Here is a 22,407-nt window from a genome sequence, read left to right as displayed (position 1 = left end):
CTGAACCCTTTAGTAGTTGCTGAGCAGGGTGTTCAGGACCCGTGCGCCGAACTGGAGGGACTCGGCCGGCACGCGCTCATCGACGCCGTGGAACATCCCTGTGAAGTCGAGTTCGTCGGGCAGCATCAGCGGAGCGAAACCGTATCCGGTGATGCCGATCTTGCTCAACGATTTATTGTCGGTGCCCCCGGAAAGCGTGTAAGGGAGGACCTTGGCGCCCGGGTCCTCGGAGTGCAGGGCATCAATCATGGAGTCCACCAGGTTCCCTGCAAAGGGCACCTCCAAGGAAACATCCTTGTTGACGTAGCTGATTTCAACGCCGTCCCCGGCTAGTTCCTTGATGGTCTCGAACACCAGCTCCTGCTGCCCCGGAAGTGTTCGGCAGTCAACGAACGCCTCGGCCGACTCGGGAATGACGTTGTGCTTGTAGCCGGAGCGCAGGAACGTCGGGTTGGAAGTGTTCTGTAGTGTGGCACCGACGAACCGGGCCACAGTACCAAGTTCCTTGAGGAGGATGTCCGGGTTGTCGGCGTCGAACTCGACTCCCGTCAGTTCGGTGACGCCGTCCAGGAACTGCCGCGTGGTTGGCGTCAGTTCCACAGGCCACTTGTATTCGCCGATCCTGGTCACAGCGGCGGCAAGCCGCGTAACGGCGTTGTCAGTATTGATCTGGGAACCGTGGCCTGCCCGGCCGTGCGCTACCAGCCGCAACCAGGACAATCCCTTCTCGGCGGTCTGCAGCAAATAGGTCCGTTGTCCGCCAATAGTGGCGGAGAATCCGCCGACTTCCGAGATCGCCTCAGTGGCGCCGTCGAAAAGTTCACGTCGGTGCTCGACGGCGTACCTGGCCCCATAGGTGCCGCCGGCCTCCTCATCTGCGAAGAAAGCGAAGATGATGTCGCGTTTTGGCTTCCGGCCCGTCCTGGCAAAGTTACGCATGACTGAAAGAATCATGGCGTCCATGTCCTTCATGTCCACGGCGCCGCGGCCCCAGACCAGGCCATCTTTCAGTTCGCCGCTGAACGGGTCCACACTCCATTGGTCCTTGAGGGCGGGGACAACATCCAAGTGCCCATGTACTACCAGGGCGTCCGCCGAGGGGTCTTCGCCGGTCATGCGGGTTACTACGTTGGCGCGGCCCGGGGCGGACTCGAAGATCTCGGCATCAAGTCCGACTTCGGTGATCAGCCCGGCCGTGTACTCTGCTGCGGCGCGCTCCCCCGGACCCGAGTCGTCTCCAAAGTTGGAGGAGTCGATGCGGATGAGCTCCTGGCAGATCCGGACAACTTCGTCTTCGGGGCGGATGACAGACATGGAAACTCTCCTTGCGTGGCTGGGCTGCAGGTTCCGGTGACGCAAACTGCGGCTCCGCAGCTCGTCCCGTGTTCCCTCAGCCTACTCACCAGCAGCCGCCACAGTCAGGAATTCGTTTCGTCGTGGGTCCTTGGTCAAGTGTAGAAACGGCTTGACCAGCGCCGATTTTTCAGCGAAACGAAACCGTGTTAGAGTTTTTCTCGCTGCTTCGGAGGAAAGTGAAGCACCGCAAGGTGCAAAATGGACCATCTGAACACCACCTGCGCGGGTGGCGGAATGGCAGACGCGCTAGCTTGAGGTGCTAGTCCTCGAAAGGGGGTGGGGGTTCAAGTCCCCCTCCGCGCACAATCACAAGGCCTGAAATCCACGGATTTTGGGCCTTGTTTGTTTTGCTTCCCTTTATTTGGGCAATACGATGCGAGCTTGATCACAACTGTTTCTTCCCTGCACATCGAAGGAAAACATGGACAGCTCCGAAGATATCCTCGGCCCGGATTACAAGGCCCGGATCCTCACTCTCCAGCCCGACGCCGAGGGCGATGTGGTAGCGACGCTGGTCTCCAGGAACGCTCCTACCGGCACCGGGCGCGCCGTGCTCTATGTTCATGGATTTGTGGACTACTTCTTTCAGACGCACCTGGCTGATGAGTGGATCAACGCCGGATACAACTTCTACGCACTGGACCTCCGGAAGTACGGCCGTTCCCTCCGCTCTCACCAGACACCCAACTACGTCGAATCCCTGCAGAGCTACGATGAGGAACTCAACGAGGCGGCCCGTATCATCAGGGAAGAGGACGGGCATGACGTCATGGTTGTCATGGGCCATTCAACCGGCGGTCTGGTGACCAGTCTGTGGGCCCACCGCCGCCGCTTCGATGGCATCGTGGACGCCCTGGTCCTCAACAGTCCATGGTTCGACCTCAACAAGCCCTTCTTCCAGCGCACGGTGGGGACCGTCGTCGTCGACCGTCTTGCAACTTACCAGCCGCGGCGGCAGGTGGGCGTCCTCGGTGAGCAATACGGACGAAGCCTGCATGCAACCACCGGCGGCAAGTGGGACTTTAACCTCAGCTGGAAGCCACTGGAAGGATTTCCCGTTCTGGCCGGCTGGCTTCGTGCCATCAGGCGCGGACACGCCGAACTAGCAAGAGGCTTGGATATCCGTTGCCCGGTCTTGGTATGCGCCTCTACCGCCAGTGCGGCAGTGACGGCCCCGCTGGAGACCATCACCTCATCGGACATCGTCCTGAACGTCCGGCATATAACCGAGCGCAGCACGCAACTGGGCCGTTTGATCACGCTGGCACGGATCGATGGTGGTATCCATGACCTCGCCTTGTCTGCCGAACCCGCGCGAAGCAGGTTCTTCGACGAAGTCTTCCGCTGGGCGGGAGCGTACGTTCCCGAAAGTGCTGTATCACCAAGAAATTAACGACGACGGCGGCAGCCACCTTGAGGGGGACCGCCGCCGTCCGCTGCCCTGTCTTAGACCAGGGCCGAAACGCTGCCAGCGAAGTGTCGCCTGCCGCTGCGGGGATTCCACGCAACGTAGTCCGAGCGCTCCCAGCTTCCCGAGTCGGCCTGCACAGTGGTGATGTCCAAGGCAACACGCGCTGGAAGGAACACAGGGGCTTCGAAGGCAACGTCCCAGGTAAAGGAATCCGACTTCACGGCCCCGACGTCGGCAAGTGCACGCGAGGCCAGATACATTCCGTGCGCGATTGATCCCCGCAGTCCCAAGGCTTTGGCCGAAAGGACGCTCAAGTGGATCGGATTGAAATCGCCCGACACGGTAGCGTAGCTCCTTCCGGTATCCAGGCCGAGTTGCCACAGCGCAGTGGGATCAGGCGGCGAAAAGTCTCCGGCAAATGCGCCATTCGGGCTGCCTGGCTTGTCGATACCCGGCAGGAAGACACCTTTGGCTAAGTACGTGGACACGCCGCGCCACAATATGTCACCGCTGGAACCGGAACGGACCTCGGCCACTACATCCAGCTGGGTTCCGGCCCTGTGGCCGGCAAGGTTCTCCGCCCAGGAGCGGATGTCCAGTTGCTCGGAGAACTGGATGGGTACCAGTTGTTCGATACGGTTCTTCAGATGAATCATGCCAAGGAGCGGCAGCGGAAAGTCTTCACGGTTCATGACGCTCATGGATACGGGAAAAGCCAAAGCATGAACGTAGCCGGCAGGGAGGGTGTCGCTGGCGGTCTCACCCACCAAATGTTGGTAGGCGGTCAGATTTTCGACGTCGGCCCGCACCCCCCTGACCTCGTGGCTGACCGCAGGAAGCCGCTTCTTCCCGGAGGATGCTCCCAGAACCCGACGGCGGGCTGCTGCGGTAGCGGCGTTGACATACAACTTGGAGAGCGACGGAAGCTCGCCAAGGACAACCGGCTGGGGATGGTTCATGCTCCCACCAGTTGTTGCCCGCACACGCGCAGTACCTCACCGGAGATTCCACCGGCAGCATCGCTGGAAAGGAACGCGATGGCCTCTGCCACATCCTGGGGCTGGCCGCCCTGCTTGAGGGAGTTGAGCCTGCGAGCCGCCTCGCGGATCGCGAAGGGCATCTTGGCCGTCATCTCAGTTTCGATGAAACCAGGAGCTACCGCGTTGATGGTCCCACCGAAAGGTTCCATCAGGGCAGCCGTGGATCTCACCATGCCTATGACACCACCCTTGGATGCGCCGTAGTTGGTCTGGCCCCTGTTTCCGGCAATGCCACTTGTGGATGCGACTGACACAATGTGCGGCGATTCTTTGAAATGCTCCGACGCCAGAAGTGCCTCGTTGATTCTCAGCTGGGCCGCGATGTTGACAGCAATGACTGATTGCCAGCGGCCCTCGTCCATGTTGGCAAGCAGTCGATCACGGGTAATCCCTGCGTTGTGCACCACGATGTCGAGCCGCCCGTTGCGTTCCACGGCATGTTCGATAATGCGGTGTCCGGCGTCATCCCTGCTGATATCAAGCTGCAGGGCCGTCCCGCGTACCTCGTTGGCTACAACTGCCAGGTGGTCCCCTGCAGCCGGGATGTCCACGGCCACGATCTTGGCCCCGTCGCGGTGCAGGGTACGGGCGATGGCTGCACCGATCCCCCGCGCTGCGCCGGTAACAACTGCTACTTTTCCGGCGAGGGGCTTGTCGGCGTCGTTCGGCAAGCTGCCTGACGTTGAGCGGACGGTCAGGAACTGTCCATCGACATAAGCGGAGCGGCCCGAGAGGAAGAACCTCAGGGCCCCCAGTGCCGAAGGGCTGGTGGTCGCGAGCTGGCCATCCAGGAGAATGCCGTTGGCCGTGGCCCCCGCGCGTAGTTCCTTGGCGAGAGACCGCAGGAATCCATCAATGCCCTGCCGCGCAGCAGCAGACGCCGGAGTCGGGGCTGACTGCGAAGTCCGCGACATGGTGATGACACGGCCGTTGGGCGAGAGGTCCCGCAGGGATGCGCCAGCGGTAAGGACTGATTTTCCCAAGTCCCCGGGGTGCTGGACTGCATCAAGTACCAGGATGATTGCCCCAAGTTTCTCCTTGGGCAGCGCGTTGCGGCGGACGTCCAAACCCCAACCAAGCAGGGTTGTGGCAATGTCATCTGCCCCTGCACTGTCGCCACTGACCAAGACCGGGCCCGTGATGAGCGGTGCGCCGGGTTGGTGGCGTCGAAGCACCACGGGCTGGGGCAGGCCCAGCTTCTTGGCTACGTCCTTCCCCAGTCCCTGACTTACCAGCTGTGTGTACCTATCTGTCATCGCACTCCCCCTATGCTGCTTCGAGAATCGCAACAACGCCCTGACCGCCGGCGGCGCACACGGAAATCAGGCCCCGCGCAGGGCGGCCATTAACGGTGCCCTTCTCATGCAGCATCTTCGCAAGTGAAGCTACGATCCTGCCACCCGTAGCCGCAAACGGGTGGCCGGCAGCCAACGATGAGCCATTGACGTTGAGCTTGGCACGGTCCACCTTTCCCAGCGCGCCGTCAAGTCCCAAGCGCGTCCGGCCGAACTCTTCGTCTTCCCACGCGGCCAAGGTACTGAGGACGGTTCCGGCGAAGGCCTCGTGGATTTCGAAGAAGTCGATGTCCTCGAAAGTGAGGCCGTGCCGAGCCAGCAAGCGGGGAACCGCGAAGACCGGCGCCATGAGGAGGCCGTCCTTGCCGTGAACGAAGTCGACGGCGGCCGCTTCGCCGTCCAGGACTGTGGCGAGCTTCGGCAGCCCGTGGGCGTCTGCCCATTCTCCGGTAGCCAGGAGGACGGTGGATGCACCGTCTGTCAGGGGTGTGGAGTTGCCCGCGGTCATGGTTGCTTCGGAGCCAAGGTTCTTGCCGAAGACGGGCTTGAGGGTGGCGAGCTTCTCCAGCGTGGTGTCTGCACGCAGGTTGGAGTCCCGGTTAAGCCCGCGGTACGGGGTGATCAGGTCATCGAAGAAACCCCGTTCGTAGGCGGCAGCCAGGTTGCGGTGGCTGTTAAAAGCAAGCTCGTCCTGCGCTTCCCGGGAGATTTTCCACTGCGCAGTAGTGAGGGCCTGATGTTCGCCCATGGACAGCCCTGTGCGGGGCTCACCGGTGTTGGGAGCATCGGGGGCCAGATCCTTGGGGCGGATCCGGCCGATGATCTTCAGCTTTTGCACGGTGGTCTTTGCCCGGTTCAGGTCAAGCAGTATTTCGCGCAATCCCTCACTGACGGCGATCGGGGCATCAGAGGCCGAGTCCACACCGCCGGCGATCCCTGAGTCAATTTGCCCCAACTTGATCTTGTTGGACAACCCAAGAACGGTCTCCAATCCGGTTGCGCAGGCTTGTTGGAGGTCGTATGCAGGGGTTTCGGGCGACAAAGCCGAGCCGAGGACAGCTTCCCGTGTGAGGTTGAAGTCCCTTGAGTGCTTAAGCACTGCCCCGGCTGCGACCTCTCCGATGCGTTCGTCCTGGAGTCCGAACCTGGCCACCAGCCCCTCCAGGGCCGCGGTCAGCATGTCCTGGTTGGAGGACTTTACGTAGGCGCCGCCGGTTCTTGCGAACGGAATGCGGTTGCCGCCCACGATGACCGCCGAGCGTGTTGATTGCGGGCCAGTGGTCGGTTCCAGGGGCCCGTCCGTAGTCACGTCTGCTGTAGCCATGCTTGTCTCCTTCGATCAATGCCAGTTACTGATACCCAGCGTACCTGATACGCTGGGTATCGTGAACAGTCGCGAAGAAGAATCCGCCGGTGCCGCCGGCTCGGCACGGGTTGAAATTGAAGTCCCCTTGGCCGGCGAAGCCGAAGCCATGGTTGATGGACGTGCGGCCCGATGGCAGTCCCATCGTGAGGAGCGCCGGCGTGAACTCATCAAAGCCGCGCGAAAGGCTGTTCATAGGCTCGGAAGTGAAGCCTCCATGGAGGACATAGCCGGCTCCGCGGGGACATCCAAATCGGTCTTCTATCGCTATTTCGGGGACAAAGCAGGTCTTCAGCAAGCCATGGGTGAAGTGGTGCTGGGGCAGATGCAACGCCGCATGCAGGAGGCCGCCCAATTGGCGCAAACCCCGCGGGAGGGACTCTTCGCCATGGTTTCCGCCTATCTGCAGATGGCCGAATCCAGCCCCAACGTATACGCCTTCATCACCCGGCTTACCCCCGGGGAGGCCTCGGCGCAGGACGCTATCGCGGCCTCGGGTGCCTTGGGTAACTTCTTCGAACAAATTACGGACATGATCGCGACTCCCATGCGGGAACACCTGGGCGAAGAGAAGGAAGCGGTCATCGTTTACTGGCCTACGGCCGCTATCGGACTCGTGAGGAACGCCGGAGAAATGTGGCTGGGAAGTCCTGCCGGCAGCACTAAGCCCGATCAGGCAACCATGGCCGGGCAGATTACGGATTGGCTGTGCCTCGGCATCGCCCCGGAGCTCAAAAGCAGCACGTGAGACCAGCAATGACTCATCAGTTGTCGGAACCAAAGAAGGAAGCAACATGACTGAAGTAGTGGATCGGGCCTCATCCGCCCAGCAACCCGCCGGCCGCAAAGAGGCTGCCTCTGGCGCAGACCCGGTGGTCGATGTCGCCGCCCTCGGGGAGCAGCTCCTTGGAAAATGGGCCCATATCCGCCACGAAGCCCGCAAGGTGGCAGGCAATCCAGTGGTGCAAAAGATCGAGGGCCTGCACCACACCGAGCATCGTGCACGGGTGTTTGAGCAATTGAAGTTCCTGGTGGATAACAACACCGTCCACCGCGCCTTCCCAACCAGGCTGGGCGGCTCCGACGATCACGGCGGCAACATCGCCGGTTTCGAAGAGATCGTTACAGCCGACCCCTCCCTTCAGATCAAGGCCGGCGTCCAGTGGGGCCTCTTCGGCTCCGCTGTCATGCACCTCGGCACGGCGGAACATCAGGACAAGTGGCTCCCCGGCATCATGAGCCTGGAGATCCCGGGCTGCTTTGCCATGACGGAAACCGGCCACGGCTCCGACGTCGCCAGCATTGCCACCACGGCTACTTACGACGAAGCGAGCCAGGAATTCGTCATCACCACACCCTTCCGTGCGGCATGGAAGGACTACATCGGCAATGCAGCCAAAGACGGCCTGGCCGCCGTGGTGTTCGCCCAGCTGATCACCAAGAACGTCAATCACGGCGTCCACGCCTTCTATGTGGAACTCCGCGATCCTGTCACCAAGGAATTTCTCCCGGGCATCGGCGGTGAAGATGACGGCATCAAGGGTGGACTGAACGGCATTGACAACGGCCGATTGCACTTCACGGACGTACGCATTCCCCGGACCAACCTCCTGAACCGCTACGGCGACGTCGCTCAGGACGGCACGTACTCCTCCACCATTGAGAGCCCGGGACGCCGCTTCTTCACCATGCTCGGCACTCTGGTCCAAGGCCGTGTTTCCCTCGACGGAGCCGCTGTGGCTGCGAGCAAGGTGGCCCTCAAGACAGCTATTCAGTACGCCACCGAGCGCCGGCAGTTCAATGCTTCGTCCAGCACCGATGAAGAGGTCCTGCTGGACTATCAGCGGCACCAGCGCCGGTTGTTCACCCGCTTGGCCACCACCTACGCGGCCAGCTTCGCCCACGAACAGCTCCTGCAGAAATTCGACGACGTCTTCTCCGGCGCACACGACACAGATGCCGACCGACAGGACCTGGAAACGCTGGCGGCCGCGCTCAAGCCCCTCAGCACCTGGCATGCCTTGGACACTTTGCAGGAGTGCCGCGAAGCGTGCGGCGGAGCCGGCTTCCTGATCGAGAACCGCTTTGCCTCCTTGCGTGCGGACCTCGACGTGTATGTCACGTTTGAAGGTGATAACACCGTGCTGCTGCAGCTGGTAGCCAAGCGGCTCCTGGCTGACTACGCCAAGGAATTCCGTAGCGCCGACTTTGGTGTTCTTGCCCGTTATGTAGTTGATCAGGCCGCCGGTGTGGCTCTGCACCGGACGGGCCTCCGGCAGGTTGCCCAGTTCGTGGCTGATACCGGCTCGGTCCAGAAGGCGGCTTTGGCATTGCGGGACGAAGAAGGTCAGCGCACTCTCTTGGCTGACCGCGTTCAGTCGATGGTTGCCGAAGTCGGTGCTGCACTGAAGGGAGCCAATAAACTTCCACAGCACCAGGCTGCGGCCCTGTTCAACCAGCACCAACACGAGCTCATTGAAGCCGCCCAGGCCCATGCGGAACTTCTTCAATGGGAGGCCTTCACAGAGGCCCTCACCCATGTAACGGATGAGGGAACCAAGCGCGTCTTGACCTGGCTGCGCGACCTGTTCGGCTTGTCCCTGATCGAGAAGCATCTCTCCTGGTACCTGATGAACGGAAGGCTCTCGATGCAGCGTGGCCGGACCGTGGGCACCTACATCAACCGACTCCTGGTCAAGATCCGTCCGCACGCCGTAGACCTCGTGGACGCCTTCGGCTACGGCCCGGAGCACCTTCGCGCCTCCATCGCTACCGGCGCAGAAGCTGTCCGGCAGGATGAGGCGCGCGAGCACTTCCGCGAGCTGCGGGCCAACGGCAACGCCCCCGCGGACGAGAAAACGCTCCTGGCGCTGAAGGCATCCAAGGCCCGCTAGCAGGAGTTCGCTGCCATGCGGTGAACAATTGCGGAACTCTTGAAAACCTCGACGGCGCCGTCCCCACCAAAGGGGGCGGCGCCGTCGTGGTTTGGCCTGCTACCGGGAGGCTAGGGATCTAGCGCAGGACTGACCGGTAGACCTCAAGGGTTGTTTCGGTGATGGACTCCCAGGAGAAGTGTTCTTCCGCACGGCGTCGTCCAGCAATGCCCATCTCACGGGCGCGCGCAGGATCGGCCACTACCTCGTTCAGGGCTGCAGCGAAGTCGCTGACGAACTTCTCGGGATCCAACGGCGTCCCGGTCCCGTCAGTGACCTGCTCCAGTTGGACGAGGAGCCCGGTTTCGCCATGCTGGACCACTTCCGGAATGCCGCCTGTGGCACTAGCCACCACTGCGGCACCGCAGGCCATGGCTTCGAGGTTCACGATGCCCAGGGGCTCGTAAATCGAGGGGCAGGCAAACGCGGTGGCATGGCTGAGGACCTGGATAAGCTCCTTCCGGGGCAGCATCCGCTCGATGAGGATGACACCCTCCCGCTTTGCCTGCAGTTCCTCAATAAGGCGTGCAGTTTCAGCGGCAAGTTCGGGAGTGTCCGCAGCCCCGAGACACAGCACCAATTGGACACCTTCGGGCAGGCTTGACGCGGCACGGAGCAGGTACGGCACACCCTTCTGGCGGGTGTTGCGGCCCACGAAGACCACGCTGGGCTTGGCGGGATCGATGCCAAGCGCGCGGATCGCATCATCCTCCTCATCACGCTCCCATAGGGAGACATCGATGCCGTTGTGGACCACGCGAACCTTGTCCGGATCCACGTTGGGGTAGCTGCGGAGGATGTCCTGCCGCATGCCATCGGAGACGGCAATGATAGCGGCGGCCGCCTCGTACGCTGTCTTCTCCACCCAGGAGGACAGGGCATAGCCGCCCCCAAGCTGCTCGGCCTTCCATGGACGCAGGGGCTCCAGGCTGTGGGCGCTGAGCACGTGCGGAATGCCGTGCAGCAGAGACGCGAGGTGGCCGGCCATGTTGGCGTACCAGGTGTGCGAGTGGACAACGTCCGCTCCCGCAATGTCCGGAACTATCCTCAGGTCCACGCCGAGGGTCTGGATGGCGGCGTTGGCTTCGCCGAGGTCTTCGGGCGTGGCGTAGGACGCCACGGAAGCCCCATGATAGTCGGCATCACGGGGCGCGCCGAACGCCCTGACATGAAGGTCGACGTGCTTTGCCAGCACCCGGCTGAGCTCGGCAACGTGGACACCGGCACCGCCATAAATTTCCGGAGGGAATTCTTTAGTCACAATGTCTATTCGCACGCTAACCAACGTAGTCGTTCCGGCGTATGTGTTCTAGTGTGAAAGAGTCCGGAAAATCGGACTTTTGGGGGATACGAAGACGTACGGGGAGCTGTGACCATGGCGTTGAAGAAAGTTTTGGCAATCGTATTGGCAGGCGGAGAAGGCAACCGACTCATGCCGCTGACGGCGGATCGGGCCAAGCCCGCGGTACCGTTCGCAGGCGGCTACAGGTTAATTGACTTTGCACTATCCAATCTCGTTAATTCGGGATATTTGAAAATCGTCGTGCTGACGCAGTACAAATCGCACAGCCTTGACCGGCACATCTCTGAAACCTGGCGTATGTCCACGCAACTGGGCCGCTATGTGGCTTCTGTTCCGGCGCAGCAGCGCGTGGGCAAGAGCTGGTTCCTTGGCAGTGCCAACGCAATTTATCAATCGCTGAACCTCATCCATGACGACGCCCCGGACATCGTGGTAGTGGTCGGCGCTGATCACGTGTACCGCATGGACTTCTCCCAAATGGTGGAGCAGCACATTGCCAGCGGGGCCAAAGCGACAGTTGCTGCAGTGCGGCAGCCACTGAACATGGCCAACCAGTTCGGTGTGATCGAGGTAGACCAGAACGATCCCCAAAAAATTGCGGCCTTCGTGGAAAAGCCGGCCAGCACCCCCGGACTGGCAGCCGACCCCACGCAGTTCCTCGCCTCCATGGGCAACTACGTCTTTAATGCAGACGCCCTCGTTGAAGCCTTGCACGTGGACGCGGAAAGACTTGATACCAAACACGATATGGGCGGGGACATCATTCCCTACTTCGTGGACCAAGGCGAAGCCGGCGTGTACGACTTCACGCTCAACGACATCCCAGGCGCCACCGAGCGCGACCGGACCTACTGGCGCGACGTCGGTACCATCGACTCGTTCTACGACGCACACATGGACCTCATCTCCCCCGTGCCGATCTTCAACCTCTACAACTCCGAGTGGCCGATCTACACCCGCCAGAGCATCTCGCCCCCTGCAAAGTTTGTCCGTGGCGAGAACAACACGGTGGGAACGGCCCTCGATTCCATTGTTGCCAGCGGCGTGGTGGTTTCCGGTGGCATCGTTGAAGGGTCCGTAATCTCCAACGACGCCTATGTGGCGGCCGGCAGCCGTGTCCAGGACTCTGTGTTGATGGATAAGGTCCGTGTCGGCGAAGGTGCCGTGATCAAGCGGGCAATCCTGGACAAGAACGTCAAGGTCCCCGCCGGCGCGGCCATCGGTTTGGACCCTGCCTTGGATAAGGCGCGGGGCTACAAGGTCACTGAGTCGGGCATTACCGTGCTTGCGAAGGGCCAGGTTGTTCCGGAACCCGGCGAGGCAGAGCTGGCGCTTTCGGCGCAACATCGCCGTGGGCTGCCGGAAGCTGTCAAGGCGGCCACCCACGATGATCCCTACATCCGTGACTCCGCCGAAAAGGTAGCGGCGGGCATCCAGTCACGCGTAGCCGATGCCGCAGCCCAGGGTGCCTCACATTAGCCCGAACGTACCCGGCTGACGTTGGCAGAACCCGAGGCAGGCCTCAGGCTCCCAAGGCTGTAAAATCAGGTCAATGAGCTCCACCGATCTGACGCCTGAAGAGATCCAGGCCTGCCTCAAGGTTCTGACCACGATCCACGTCTACGACGAAGAGCACCCGGACTACGTTGCTGTCCGCCGTGCCACCGGCAAGATGTTCAAAGCCGTCAAACGCCACCGCCGTGTCACCAAACGCGACTCCATTGCCGAGGCTGACCGGGCGGTCCTCGCTCTGACGGCTACCGCCGCGCCGGATCGCATTGACGACGAAACCCGCGGCAACAAGCTGGAGCCTTCAGCCACTGGCGAGATCGCCGGGCACCTCATCCGGTCGCGTCCCTGCTATATCTGCAAGAAGCACTACACGCAGGTTGACGCCTTCTACCACCAACTCTGCCCTGAATGCGCGGCCTTCAGCCACAGCAAGCGTGATGCGCGCACGGACCTCACGGGACGCAGGGCATTGCTGACCGGCGGACGCGCCAAGATCGGCATGTACATTGCGTTGCGCCTGCTCAGGGATGGCGCCCACACCACCATCACTACCCGTTTCCCCAAGGACGCCGCGCGGCGCTTTGCTGCCATGGAAGACAGCGGAGAGTGGCTCCACCGGCTAAGGATTGTTGGCATAGACCTCCGTGACCCGGCACAAGTCATGGCGTTGACCGACTCGCTCAACGAGGCCGGCCCGTTGGACATCATCATCAACAACGCAGCTCAGACCGTCCGGCGCTCCGGCAACGCTTACAAGCCCTTGGTCGACGCAGAGGACGAGCCGCTGCCTGCGGCCCTTGAAGCTGCCAACGGGGGCCCCGAGCTGGTGACCTTTGGTCATGCGCATGACAAGCACCCGCTTGCCCTCGCCAGCAGCGTCACCGAGCACCCGGTCCTGGCGGGCGACGCGATCACCTCGCTGGCGCTCTCCACCGGCTCGGCATCATTGGAGCGTATTGAGTCAGGAACGGCGATCGACGCCGGTGGCTTGGTTCCGGACCTCGCGTCCATCAACAGCTGGACGCAGGTGGTGGACGAGGTGGATCCCTTGGAGATGCTCGAAGTTCAGCTCTGCAACGTCACGGCACCCTTCCTGCTGGTAAGCCGCCTTCGCGATGCCATGAAGCGATCCACGGCCCACAGGAAGTACATAGTCAACGTCTCAGCCATGGAAGGGCAGTTCTCCCGTGCCTACAAGGGCCCCGGACACCCCCACACCAACATGGCCAAGGCCGCGCTTAACATGATGACCCGGACCAGCGCACAGGAAATGCTGGATTCCGATGGCATTCTCATGACCGCAGTTGATACCGGATGGATCACCGACGAACGGCCGCACTACACCAAAGTCCGGCTCATGGAAGAAGGATTTCATGCTCCGTTGGACTTGGTGGACGGCGCCGCGCGTGTCTACGACCCCATTGTGATGGGCGAAAAGGGCGAGGACCAGTACGGTGTCTTCCTCAAGGACTACAAGCCCTCCCCCTGGTAGAAAGTTTGAGTACAGATAAGGCCCTTAAGATCGACTCTTAAGGGCCTTATCTGCACAAAAATACTTATGCGAGGCGGGTGATCTCCACTGAAACGGAGAGCCCCGAGCCGCCTCCACCGGACAGTATTCCCTTCAGCGGGGGAACATCGCGATAGTCGCGGCCCCGAGCCACGGTGACATGGTAGTCACCTGCCGGCTTGTGGTTGGTGGGGTCCCAGCTTCGCCATTCGCCGTCCCACCATTCCAGCCAGGCGTGGGATTGTCCGGCAACAGTTTCGCCGATGTCCGCCGAGGAGCGGGGGTGGATGTATCCCGAAACGTAACGGGCAGGAATGCCACTGCAGCGTAATGCGCCGATGGCCAGGTGGGCCAGGTCCTGGCATACTCCCTGACGCTGGGACCAGGCCTGTTCGGCATTCGTGGTGACCCCCGTGGTGCCCTTCATGTAGGTCATCTCGCCGGCCATCCACGCAAAGACTGCCATTGCGGCCTCGTGGGGGTTCTTTCCCTTGACGATATCCGGGATGATCTCCAGGACTTCCTCACCAGGCCCGCTGAGCCGGGATTGGGGCAACCAGTCGCTGAATTCGTCCTGGACCTTCTCCGAAGCTATGACGTCCCATCCCACAATGTCGTCCTCGGTTGCCACCCGTTCGGTGCGGTGCACTTCAACGGTGGCCGTCGCAAGGACCTCAAGGCTCTCGTGTGGCATCTGCATATCGAACGCAGTGACCCGCGTTCCCCAATAATCACGGTAGTTACTGACAGAGGCTTGGTTGGGTGAGACCTTCAGCGAGGCCTCGAGGACAACTTGCTGACCGTCAGTCAGCGGCGTCATCCGGGCCTCGTTGTAGGACAAGGTCACGCGGCGATTGTACTTATAGGCAGTCTTGTGAACGATGCTCAGCCGGGTCATGAAACTTCTCCCACCCAGGCGTGCTCATCAGCCTGATTGAAGTACTTACGGGAAATTGCGTCCGAGGCCTGCGTCACGGCCTTCTGCACACGTTCCATGTGTTCAGGCAATTCGGACATGAGGTCGTCTGTGCGGTGGAACTCAAGGAAGGTTCGGGCCTGGCCCACAATTCGGCGGGCGTCGTTGATGAATCCCACGCGCTGCGCCGACGGATCCAGCTTGGCGAGGCACTCGTCGGCGTCGCGCAACGCATAGACAATCGAGCGCGGGAACAACCGGTCCAACAGCAGGAATTCCGCCGCGTGCTGGTCCCCGAACGCTGCCCTGCGGGTGCGGATGAAGGACTCATAAGCTCCCGCACACCGCAGCATGTTGACCCACGACATTCCAGCGGACTGAACGTCGCGTGTGGACAACATGCGGGCAGTCATATCGGCCCTTTCCAAGGAGCGGCCGAGCACCATGAACAACCAGCTCTCGTCGTGGCTGACCGTGGTGTCCGCGAGACCGCGGACCATGGCGGTCCGCTCCAAAACCCAGTTGCAGAAACGGTAGGTTCCCACAACGTCCTTGCGGTGTTGGTTGAGGCCGTAATACGTGGTGTTGAGGCTTTCCCAGAGGGACTGGGAGACAGTTTCGCGCGCCCGTCGGGCATTCTCGCGGGCTGCACCCAATGAACCTGCTATGGATGACGCGCTGTGCTTGTCATAGGCCAGGGCGTGCAGGAGCTCGGGAAGGCCGAAGTCTTCGCTTTGCGGCTTCGCGCCCATCACGGCGAGGAGCTCCCGGGCGACGCTGCGCTGTTCCTCCAGGGGCAGGTGGTTCAGGCGCTCAAGGTGCACATCCAAAATCCTGGAAGTACCGTCGGCGCGCTCTACGTAGCGTCCAATCCAGAAGAGTGACTCAGCAATGCGGCTCAGCATGGAACTGCCTCCTTCGCGTGGTGCATATCGAAGTTCAAGTGTTGGTGGAGCGTGTTCACTGCTGCTGCTCCGTTTGGCGGTCCCGCCAGTTGCTTTCAACCGGCCACACGGATACTTGCTCGCGGACCGTCACGGATTGGCGTGGAATCACTTCGGCCGGCAGTTGCGGGGAATCGGCCAAAACCCAGGTGTCCTTGGAACCGCCGCCTTGGCTGGAGTTCACTATCAAGGACCCTTCCTTGAGCGCCACCCGGGTGAGGCCTCCGGGCAGGACCCAGACGTCGTCGCCGTCGTTGACTGCGAAAGGACGCAGGTCCACGTGGCGGGGGCCAAACTTGTCTCCGGAGAGTGTCGGCACCGTGGAGAGCTGCAGGACCGGCTGTGCGATCCATCCACGGGGATCGGCGATGACCCGTTTGCGCAGGGCGTCGAGTTCGTCCTTCGTGGCGTCCGGCCCGATGACCAATCCCTTACCACCCGACCCGTCCACGGGCTTGACCACCAGCTCTTCGAGGCGGTCCAGAACATGCTCCCGGGCTTCCTTTTCCTCAAGCCGGAAAGTGTCGACGTTGGCGATGATCGGCTCTTCGTGGAGGTAGTACCGGATGAGGTCAGGCACGTAACTGTACACGAGCTTGTCGTCGGCTACGCCGTTGCCCACAGCGTTGGCGATGGTCACTCCCCCGGCGCGGGCGGCGTTGACCAATCCCGGGCAGCCGAGCATGGAGTCCGAACGGAACTGCAGTGGATCCAGGAAGTCGTCATCGATGCGTTTGTAGATGACATCCACGCGCTGTTCACCCGCTGTGGTTCGCATGTACACGCGGTTGCCACGGCAGATGAGGTCCCGGCCTTCCACCAACTCCACGCCCATAAGCCCTGCAAGGAGGGTGTGCTCAAAGTAAGCGCTGTTGAAGACGCCCGGCGTCAGGACAACAACGGTGGGATCGTCCACGCCTGAGGGAGCGGTCTTGCGCAGTGCAGAGAGGAGCCGGCGGGGGTACTCCTCCACAGGCCGGATGTGCTGCTGGCCGAAAGCCTCAGGCAAACCCTTGGCCATGGCCCGGCGGTTCTCCAAAACGTAGCTGACACCCGAAGGTACGCGGACGTTGTCTTCCAGCACGCGGAAGGTTCCAGCTGCATCCCGGACGACGTCAATGCCCGAAACATGGACACGAACACCACCTGAGGGCTCGAAACCGTGGACCGCGCGGTGGAAATGTGCACTGGTGGTCACAAGCTGCCGCGGAATCACGCCATCGGTGACTACGGCCATCCGCCCATAGACATCGTTCAGGAATGCTTCAAGGGCTTTGACGCGCTGGGCAACGCCGCGCTCCAGTACATCCCACTCGTCGGCGGGGATGACGCGCGGGACAATGTCCAGGGGAAATGGCCGCTCCTCCCCCGCGTAGTCGAACGTCACGCCGCGGTCCAGGAAGGTTCGGGCCATGGAATCCGCCCGGGCGGTGACATCCGCCAGGGAAAGCTCGCGGAGAGCCCCGGAAACCTGACCATAGGATCTTCTGGCAACGTGGCCCTGGGCAAACATCTCGTCATAGGCACCGCTGCGCGCGGCGGCCTCGGAGTAATCCTGAAATAGGTCAGACATGGGATTCAGGTAATCACCTTTTTGAGTCGAGCGCATTTCGCGCTGGTTGTGTGGCCGTTTCCGGGCACTCCCGGTTCGCCTTCCGTGCCCCCATCCGGCAGGGTTGAGGCATGCCCTTCAACAGTCTTGTGCCCCAGTTGTCCCGGCTGGGGCCCGGGTTGGTCCTGAGCATCGTCGCAACGGGTCTTGCCTTCGCCATCCACACTGTCTTTCCGGTGGTTCCGGCCATGACACTTGCTGTTGCCTTGGGCCTGCTTTCAGCCAATATACCGGGCACTGCCGTGTTGACCGCGGGGCGCGCCCGGCCAGGCCTGGACTTCGCTGGAAAGCACCTCATGCGTGCCGGCATCGTGCTTTTGGGCCTCAAGGTCAGCATCGGCGACGTCCTTGGCCTGGGTTGGCTATCCCTGCTGCTGATCGCAGGTGTTGTCCTGGTGAGCTTCGCGGGAACTTATGGGCTGGCGCGTCTGTTGCGCCTCCCCGGAGAAGCCGCCCTCCTTATCGCCACGGGCTTTTCCATCTGCGGAGCCTCCGCGATTGGCGCAATGGCAGCTGTGCGCCGTATCAAGCATCAAGACACCGTGCTCCCCGTAGCGCTGGTGACACTGTGCGGAACCCTTGCCATTGGTGTACTCCCACTTCTCATGCACCCGTTGAACCTTAATCCCGAACAGTTCGGGGCCTGGACCGGCGCATCAGTGCATGACGTCGGCCAGGTGGTGGCCACGGCACAAACCGCAGGTACCTCGGCGCTGGCGATCGCCGTCGTCGTGAAATTGACCCGGGTGGTCCTGCTGGCGCCTGTTGCAGCAGCAGCCGGGGTGCACCAGCGGATTCTCCAAGTGAGGGAACGCAGCAACGGGACGGGCGGCGCCGCCAACGGCGTCGACGGGCGGTTCCCGCCGATTGTCCCGCTGTTCGTCATCGGCTTCCTGTCCATGGTGGCCGTCCGATCCTTGGGTTGGGCACCGGCGGCGGGACTGGAGATCGCGGCGGCTATTCAGGACATCCTCTTGGCGACGGCGCTGTTCGGGCTTGGTTCGGCGGTGCGGGTCCGCACCCTGATTCACACGGGAGGGCGAGCAATTCTGGTGGCCTTGGGGTCCTGGCTCCTCATCGCATCGTTGGGCCTGGGGGCCGCGTGGATCATGATTAGATAGCTGTGTGTCGAATCACAATCTGTCGCGCGATGAAGCCGCTACCCGTTCAGCCCTGATCACCACCCACAGCTACGACGTCACCCTCGATGTCCGCGACGCAGCAGATCCTGCCGTCGCCGGATACGCGAGCACCAGTACCATCACCTTCTCAGCGGACTCCGGCTCCGCCACTTTCCTGGATTTCATCAGCGGCGGCGTCGATTCCGTGGTGTTGAACGGCCGGTTGCTCGACGTTGGATCGGTGGTGGACCGCGACAGGATCATCCTGGAAGGACTCGAAGCCGAAAACACGGTGACTGTGACCGGGACGGCGCTCTACAGCCGCTCCGGGGAGGGCATGCACCGCTTTGTGGATCCCGCCGATGGTGAATGCTATCTCTACACGCAATATGAACCGGCGGACAGCCGCCGCGTCTTCGCCAATTTCGAGCAGCCCGACCTCAAAGCTGAATTTACGTTCCACGTGATCGCTCCCGCTGCCTGGGAAGTCGCCTCCAACGGAGTGGAAGAGGCCCGCACGCCTGTGCCGGGCGATCCTCGTGCCGCGCAATGGGATTTCGCCACCACCAAGCGAATGTCCACTTACATCACTACTGTGCTCGCCGGCCCTTACTTCAAGGCCGAAGATCACTGGGGAGCAAAGCTCGACGACGGCACCCGCCTTGACGTCCCGCTGGCACTTTTCTGCCGAGCCTCCTTGGCAGGCTCTTTCGACGCCGACGAGTTGTTCCGGCTGACCAAGAGTGGATTGGCATTCTTCAACGAACTCTTCGCCTACGCCTACCCATGGGGCAAGTATGATCAGGCGTTTGTGCCTGAGTACAACCTCGGTGCCATGGAGAATCCAGGGCTGGTGACGTTCACGGAGAAGTACGTCTATGCTTCCCGCGCTACGGATGCCCAGTATCAAGCCCGAGCCAATACGCTGATGCACGAGATGGCGCACATGTGGTTCGGCGACCTCGTGACCATGAACTGGTGGGATGATCTCTGGCTCAAGGAGTCATTCGCGGACTACATGGGAACCCTGGGTGTAGACCGGGCTACGGATTGGGACACTGCATGGGTGAATTTCGCCAGCAAGCGCAAAGCCTGGGCTTATGTGCAGGACCAACTGCCCACAACGCACCCGATCGTCGCGGACATTCCTGACCTCGAGGCCGCTAAGCAGAACTTTGACGGCATCACCTATGCCAAGGGCGCCTCTGTTTTGAAGCAGTTGGTCGCCTATGTTGGCTTTGATGCTTTCATTGCGGGGTCCCGTCAGTATTTTCGGGATCACGAATTTGCCAATACATCCCTTCAGGACCTCCTCCAGGCGCTCAGCGTTGCCTCGGGCAGGGACCTCGCCGACTGGGCACGCCAATGGTTGCAAACGTCGGGCATCTCCACGGTCGCCGCTGAGATCGTGGAAGACGATGGGGTCCTCGGCGCCGTCACCCTCCAACAAGAGGCCATCGATCCCCTGACCGGCCATCAGGAGCTCCGTCCGCACCGCATGCGGTTGGGCTTGTATGACACCGACTCCACCGGTGCCTTGGTGAGGACTGAAAACATCGACGTGGACGTTGCCGGCCCAAGCACGCTGGTGACTGCTTTGAACGGAAAGCGCCGGCCAGCGCTGCTGCTGGTCAATGATGACGATCTGAGCTACGTCAAAGTGCGGCTGGACCCCGAGTCCGAACACACAGTGCGGACGTCCCTGGATAAGATTTCGGATCCCATGGCCCGCGCCCTCTGCTGGACCGCGCTCTGGGATTCTGCCCGGGACGGAGTTACCCCAGCGGCCCGCTACGTGTCCGCCGTCGAGCAGTTCGCGACTTCCGAAACGGGCATAGGTGTCCTGCTGAACGTGTTGGGCAATGCTGCCAGCGCCATCGAGCGTTATGTAGCCTCGGAGACACGCGAAGCCGTGCGAAAAGAGTTCCTGGCGGTGGCCGCTGAGCAGTTGATGGCTGCTGCTCCCGGCTCAGACTCCCAGCTCGCCTGGGCCAGGACCTTGGCCGACGTCTCCAGGCATGGTGACAGCCAGCTGAACCTCGTTCGGGGAGTCCTGGAGGGCAGCACCGTGGTGGAGGGCCTTGCCGTGGACGCCGAACTACGATGGAGCCTCTGGCAGGCGCTGGCGGCCCACGGGCAAGCGACCCTGGCCGAGCTGGACCACGAGCTTGAGGCTGATAAGACAGCATCAGGCAGGGAGGGGCATGCCCTTGCATCAGCAGCCCGACCGGACGCATCAGTCAAGGCAGCTGCCTGGGATTCCGCGGTCAACAGCACAGGCCTTTCCAACGAGATCCTCAGTGCCACGATCGCCGGCTTTGTTACGGCTCCCGGAGACCTACTGGAACGCTACGTCGAGCCCTACTTCGAGTGCCTTGAGCGTGTTTGGTCCGAACGCAGTATTGAAATCGCGGGCCGGATAGTCCGTGGCCTCTTCCCCGGAGCCCAGGACCTGCCAGAAGGCGTGCGGCCTGCTGATCACCCGGTACTAGTGCGTGCCGACCATTGGCTTCGTGACCACGATGGAGCTCCCCGCGCCCTGCGCCGCATCATCATCGAGCAACGGAGCCACCTGTTGCGGGCGTTGACGGCGCAAGCGGCCGGCTGACCGCGAACCACAGCCGACCGGACAGAACCTAGGGAACCCGGTTCAACCATTCCCCGGTGCCGAACTTCGCGTCCACGCGCCGCCTTGCTTCGGCGAGTTCGTTGTCCGTAAGCCGGGTTTCCACAGCGCCGTAACGTTCTGTGAAGACGTCCTGCATGGCCTGGAGGATTGCAGAGCGCGCAAGGCCTGTCTGGCGCCGCAACGGGTCCACGCGCTTCTTGGCACTCCGGGTTCCCTTGTCAGAGAGTTTCTCCTTGCCGATGCGCAGGACCTCTACCATCTTGTCCGCGTCAATGTCGTAGCTCATGGTGACGTGATGGAGCATGCCGCCACTTGCGAGCCGCTTTTGTGCTGCACCACCGATCTTGCCCTGATCGGTGGCAATGTCATTGAGGGGCACGTAGAAGGCGGTAATGCCCAGCTTCTCGAGCGCGGCCATGACCCAGGCATCCAGGAATGCGTACGAGTCAGCGAAGCTGATTCCATCCACCAGCGTCTGCGGGAGGTAGAGCGAATAGGTGATGCAGTTGCCTGCTTCCATGAACATGGCGCCGCCACCACTGATGCGGCGCACCACCGTGATGCCGTGCTTGGAGACGCCGTCCGGATCCACCTCGTTTCGTACCGACTGGAAACTGCCAATGACAACGGACGGCTCTTCCCAATCCCAGAACCGCAAGGTGGGATTGCGCCGCCCTGCTCCCACTGCCTCCGTGAGGACCTCATCCAACGCCACGTTCACCTGCGTGGGCAGTATCGAAGGTGGAATGACTTCCCATTGGTGGTCCGCCCAGCCCGTCGCCTTGGAGAGCGCACGGCGGACGGTAACAGCCACCGCCTCTGCGGAGAACCCGAACAGTACGGCCTCCGGGGGCAATCCGGCATTGACGGCTGCGGTGATGTCTGCCGCTGTTGAATTCTCCTGGAGGCCGGTGAGTGCCCGATTGATGTCCTCAAGGGCTTCGTCGGGCTCCAGGAAAAAGTCGCCGCTCAGGGATACGTTGGAAAACCGGCCATTGGCCACTTCCAGGTCCACCACCACAAGTTTGCCGCCGGGGACTTTATATTCGCCGTGAAGTCGCGCGTCGTCGTCGTGGGTGTGCGGTTCCTGAGCCGGGTGGGTAGTCATGGTGTCCATCTTGCCGGAAAACACAAAGGCCCGCATTGCCGGAAATCCAGCAATACGGGCCTCGAAAAGCCTTGGGGTGAAGTGGGTTACTTCTTGCCGCCGAAGCCCTTGAAGCGAGCGTTGAAGCGCTCGACGCGGCCAGCGGAGTCCATAATGCGCTGCTTGCCCGTGTAGAACGGGTGGGACTCCGAAGAGATTTCGACGTCGATAACCGGGTAGGTGTTTCCGTCTTCCCACTCGATGGTCTTCGAGGAAGACACGGTGGACTTGGTCAGGAACTGCGTACCGGAAGCCAGGTCGTTGAAAACAACAGCTTCGTACTTCGGGTGGATATCAGACTTCATAATGGGACCT

Annotated in this window: 17 protein-coding genes and 1 tRNA gene; 8 read left to right on the top strand and 10 right to left on the bottom strand. The window is 61.7% G+C overall.

Annotated elements, in window-relative coordinates; genetic code table 11:
* Nucleotides 1-9: 9 nt before the first annotated feature.
* Nucleotides 10-1,314: a M20/M25/M40 family metallo-hydrolase gene (locus KCX59_RS11770; RefSeq protein WP_178992767.1), complete on the bottom strand. Its 1,305-nt coding sequence runs from the start codon at nt 1,312-1,314 to the stop codon at nt 10-12.
* A 262-nt stretch (nt 1,315-1,576) separates the two neighbouring features.
* On the opposite strand from KCX59_RS11770, the gene KCX59_RS11765 reads away from it, so the two are divergent.
* A tRNA-Leu gene (locus KCX59_RS11765) sits at nt 1,577-1,659 on the top strand.
* 118 nt (nt 1,660-1,777) lie between these two features.
* Complete coding sequence (locus KCX59_RS11760) at nt 1,778-2,749, top strand: alpha/beta hydrolase (protein WP_179016608.1); 972 nt, start codon at nt 1,778-1,780, stop codon at nt 2,747-2,749.
* A gap of 53 nt (nt 2,750-2,802) precedes the next feature.
* Here the strand turns inward: KCX59_RS11760 and KCX59_RS11755 are convergent, their stop codons facing one another.
* From KCX59_RS11755 to KCX59_RS11745, 3 genes are read right to left on the bottom strand one after another with little or no spacing between them, the layout of a single operon-like run.
* The gene (locus KCX59_RS11755; protein ID WP_178992769.1) at nt 2,803-3,726 is read right to left on the bottom strand and encodes a MaoC/PaaZ C-terminal domain-containing protein; all 924 of its coding nucleotides are present in this window, start codon (nt 3,724-3,726) and stop codon (nt 2,803-2,805) included.
* Nucleotides 3,723-5,063 (bottom strand): 3-oxoacyl-ACP reductase, encoded by a 1,341-nt coding sequence (locus KCX59_RS11750; protein ID WP_179016609.1) that lies wholly within the window; start codon nt 5,061-5,063, stop codon nt 3,723-3,725. The genes KCX59_RS11755 and KCX59_RS11750 overlap by 4 nt, the downstream gene beginning before the upstream one ends.
* Nucleotides 5,064-5,073: 10 nt before the next feature.
* Nucleotides 5,074-6,426, bottom strand: coding sequence for an acetyl-CoA C-acetyltransferase (locus tag KCX59_RS11745; protein ID WP_179016610.1), 1,353 nt, complete (start codon nt 6,424-6,426; stop codon nt 5,074-5,076).
* 148 nt (nt 6,427-6,574) lie between these two features.
* Here KCX59_RS11745 and KCX59_RS11740 point away from each other — a divergent pair, with 148 nt between their 5' ends.
* Both KCX59_RS11740 and KCX59_RS11735 read left to right on the top strand, forming a co-directional pair.
* Complete coding sequence (locus KCX59_RS11740) at nt 6,575-7,213, top strand: TetR family transcriptional regulator (protein WP_370629151.1); 639 nt, start codon at nt 6,575-6,577, stop codon at nt 7,211-7,213.
* Between the two features lie 46 nt (nt 7,214-7,259).
* Complete coding sequence (locus tag KCX59_RS11735) at nt 7,260-9,359, top strand: acyl-CoA dehydrogenase family protein (protein WP_179016612.1); 2,100 nt, start codon at nt 7,260-7,262, stop codon at nt 9,357-9,359.
* A gap of 118 nt (nt 9,360-9,477) precedes the next feature.
* Here KCX59_RS11735 and glgA read toward each other — a convergent pair whose 3' ends face one another.
* A complete protein-coding gene (glgA, locus tag KCX59_RS11730) occupies nt 9,478-10,674 on the bottom strand; it encodes a glycogen synthase (RefSeq protein WP_370629149.1) in 1,197 nt (398 codons plus the stop codon).
* 93 nt (nt 10,675-10,767) lie between these two features.
* Here glgA and glgC point away from each other — a divergent pair, with 93 nt between their 5' ends.
* Entirely contained in the window at nt 10,768-12,180 is a 1,413-nt protein-coding gene (gene glgC / locus KCX59_RS11725; protein ID WP_179016613.1) for a glucose-1-phosphate adenylyltransferase, read from the top strand.
* A gap of 73 nt (nt 12,181-12,253) precedes the next feature.
* The gene (locus KCX59_RS11720; RefSeq protein ID WP_179016614.1) at nt 12,254-13,705 is read left to right on the top strand and encodes an SDR family NAD(P)-dependent oxidoreductase; all 1,452 of its coding nucleotides are present in this window, start codon (nt 12,254-12,256) and stop codon (nt 13,703-13,705) included.
* Between the two features lie 64 nt (nt 13,706-13,769).
* Here the strand turns inward: KCX59_RS11720 and KCX59_RS11715 are convergent, their stop codons facing one another.
* From KCX59_RS11715 to KCX59_RS11705, 3 genes are read right to left on the bottom strand one after another with little or no spacing between them, the layout of a single operon-like run.
* Nucleotides 13,770-14,621: a transglutaminase family protein gene (locus KCX59_RS11715; RefSeq protein ID WP_091470691.1), complete on the bottom strand. Its 852-nt coding sequence runs from the start codon at nt 14,619-14,621 to the stop codon at nt 13,770-13,772.
* A complete protein-coding gene (locus KCX59_RS11710) occupies nt 14,618-15,544 on the bottom strand; it encodes an alpha-E domain-containing protein (RefSeq protein WP_014921898.1) in 927 nt (308 codons plus the stop codon). The genes KCX59_RS11715 and KCX59_RS11710 overlap by 4 nt, the downstream gene beginning before the upstream one ends.
* A 55-nt stretch (nt 15,545-15,599) precedes the next feature.
* Nucleotides 15,600-17,156 carry a circularly permuted type 2 ATP-grasp protein gene (locus KCX59_RS11705; RefSeq protein WP_179016615.1) on the bottom strand — a complete coding sequence of 519 codons (1,557 nt, stop codon included), beginning with the start codon at nt 17,154-17,156 and terminating at the stop codon, nt 15,600-15,602.
* A 110-nt stretch (nt 17,157-17,266) separates the two neighbouring features.
* Here KCX59_RS11705 and KCX59_RS11700 point away from each other — a divergent pair, with 110 nt between their 5' ends.
* Together KCX59_RS11700 and pepN are read left to right on the top strand one after the other, a co-directional pair.
* The gene (locus KCX59_RS11700) at nt 17,267-18,316 is read left to right on the top strand and encodes a YeiH family protein (protein ID WP_178992778.1); all 1,050 of its coding nucleotides are present in this window, start codon (nt 17,267-17,269) and stop codon (nt 18,314-18,316) included.
* Between the two features lie 4 nt (nt 18,317-18,320).
* Nucleotides 18,321-20,924, top strand: coding sequence for an aminopeptidase N (gene pepN / locus KCX59_RS11695; protein ID WP_179016616.1), 2,604 nt, complete (start codon nt 18,321-18,323; stop codon nt 20,922-20,924).
* A 28-nt stretch (nt 20,925-20,952) separates the two neighbouring features.
* Here the strand turns inward: pepN and KCX59_RS11690 are convergent, their stop codons facing one another.
* Together KCX59_RS11690 and KCX59_RS11685 are read right to left on the bottom strand one after the other, a co-directional pair.
* The gene (locus tag KCX59_RS11690; protein WP_256871291.1) at nt 20,953-22,053 is read right to left on the bottom strand and encodes a lipoate--protein ligase family protein; all 1,101 of its coding nucleotides are present in this window, start codon (nt 22,051-22,053) and stop codon (nt 20,953-20,955) included.
* An 86-nt stretch (nt 22,054-22,139) separates the two neighbouring features.
* Nucleotides 22,140-22,397, bottom strand: a complete 258-nt coding sequence (locus KCX59_RS11685; protein ID WP_017200906.1) for a type B 50S ribosomal protein L31 — start codon at nt 22,395-22,397, stop codon at nt 22,140-22,142.
* Nucleotides 22,398-22,407 lie beyond the last annotated feature (10 nt).

The organism is Paenarthrobacter nitroguajacolicus (genome assembly GCF_051027655.1).
Taxonomy (GTDB): Bacteria; Actinomycetota; Actinomycetes; order Actinomycetales; family Micrococcaceae; genus Arthrobacter; species Arthrobacter nitroguajacolicus.
The sequence above is the reverse complement of the archived record's forward strand: the minus strand, read 5'-3'. Positions and strand labels throughout refer to the sequence as shown.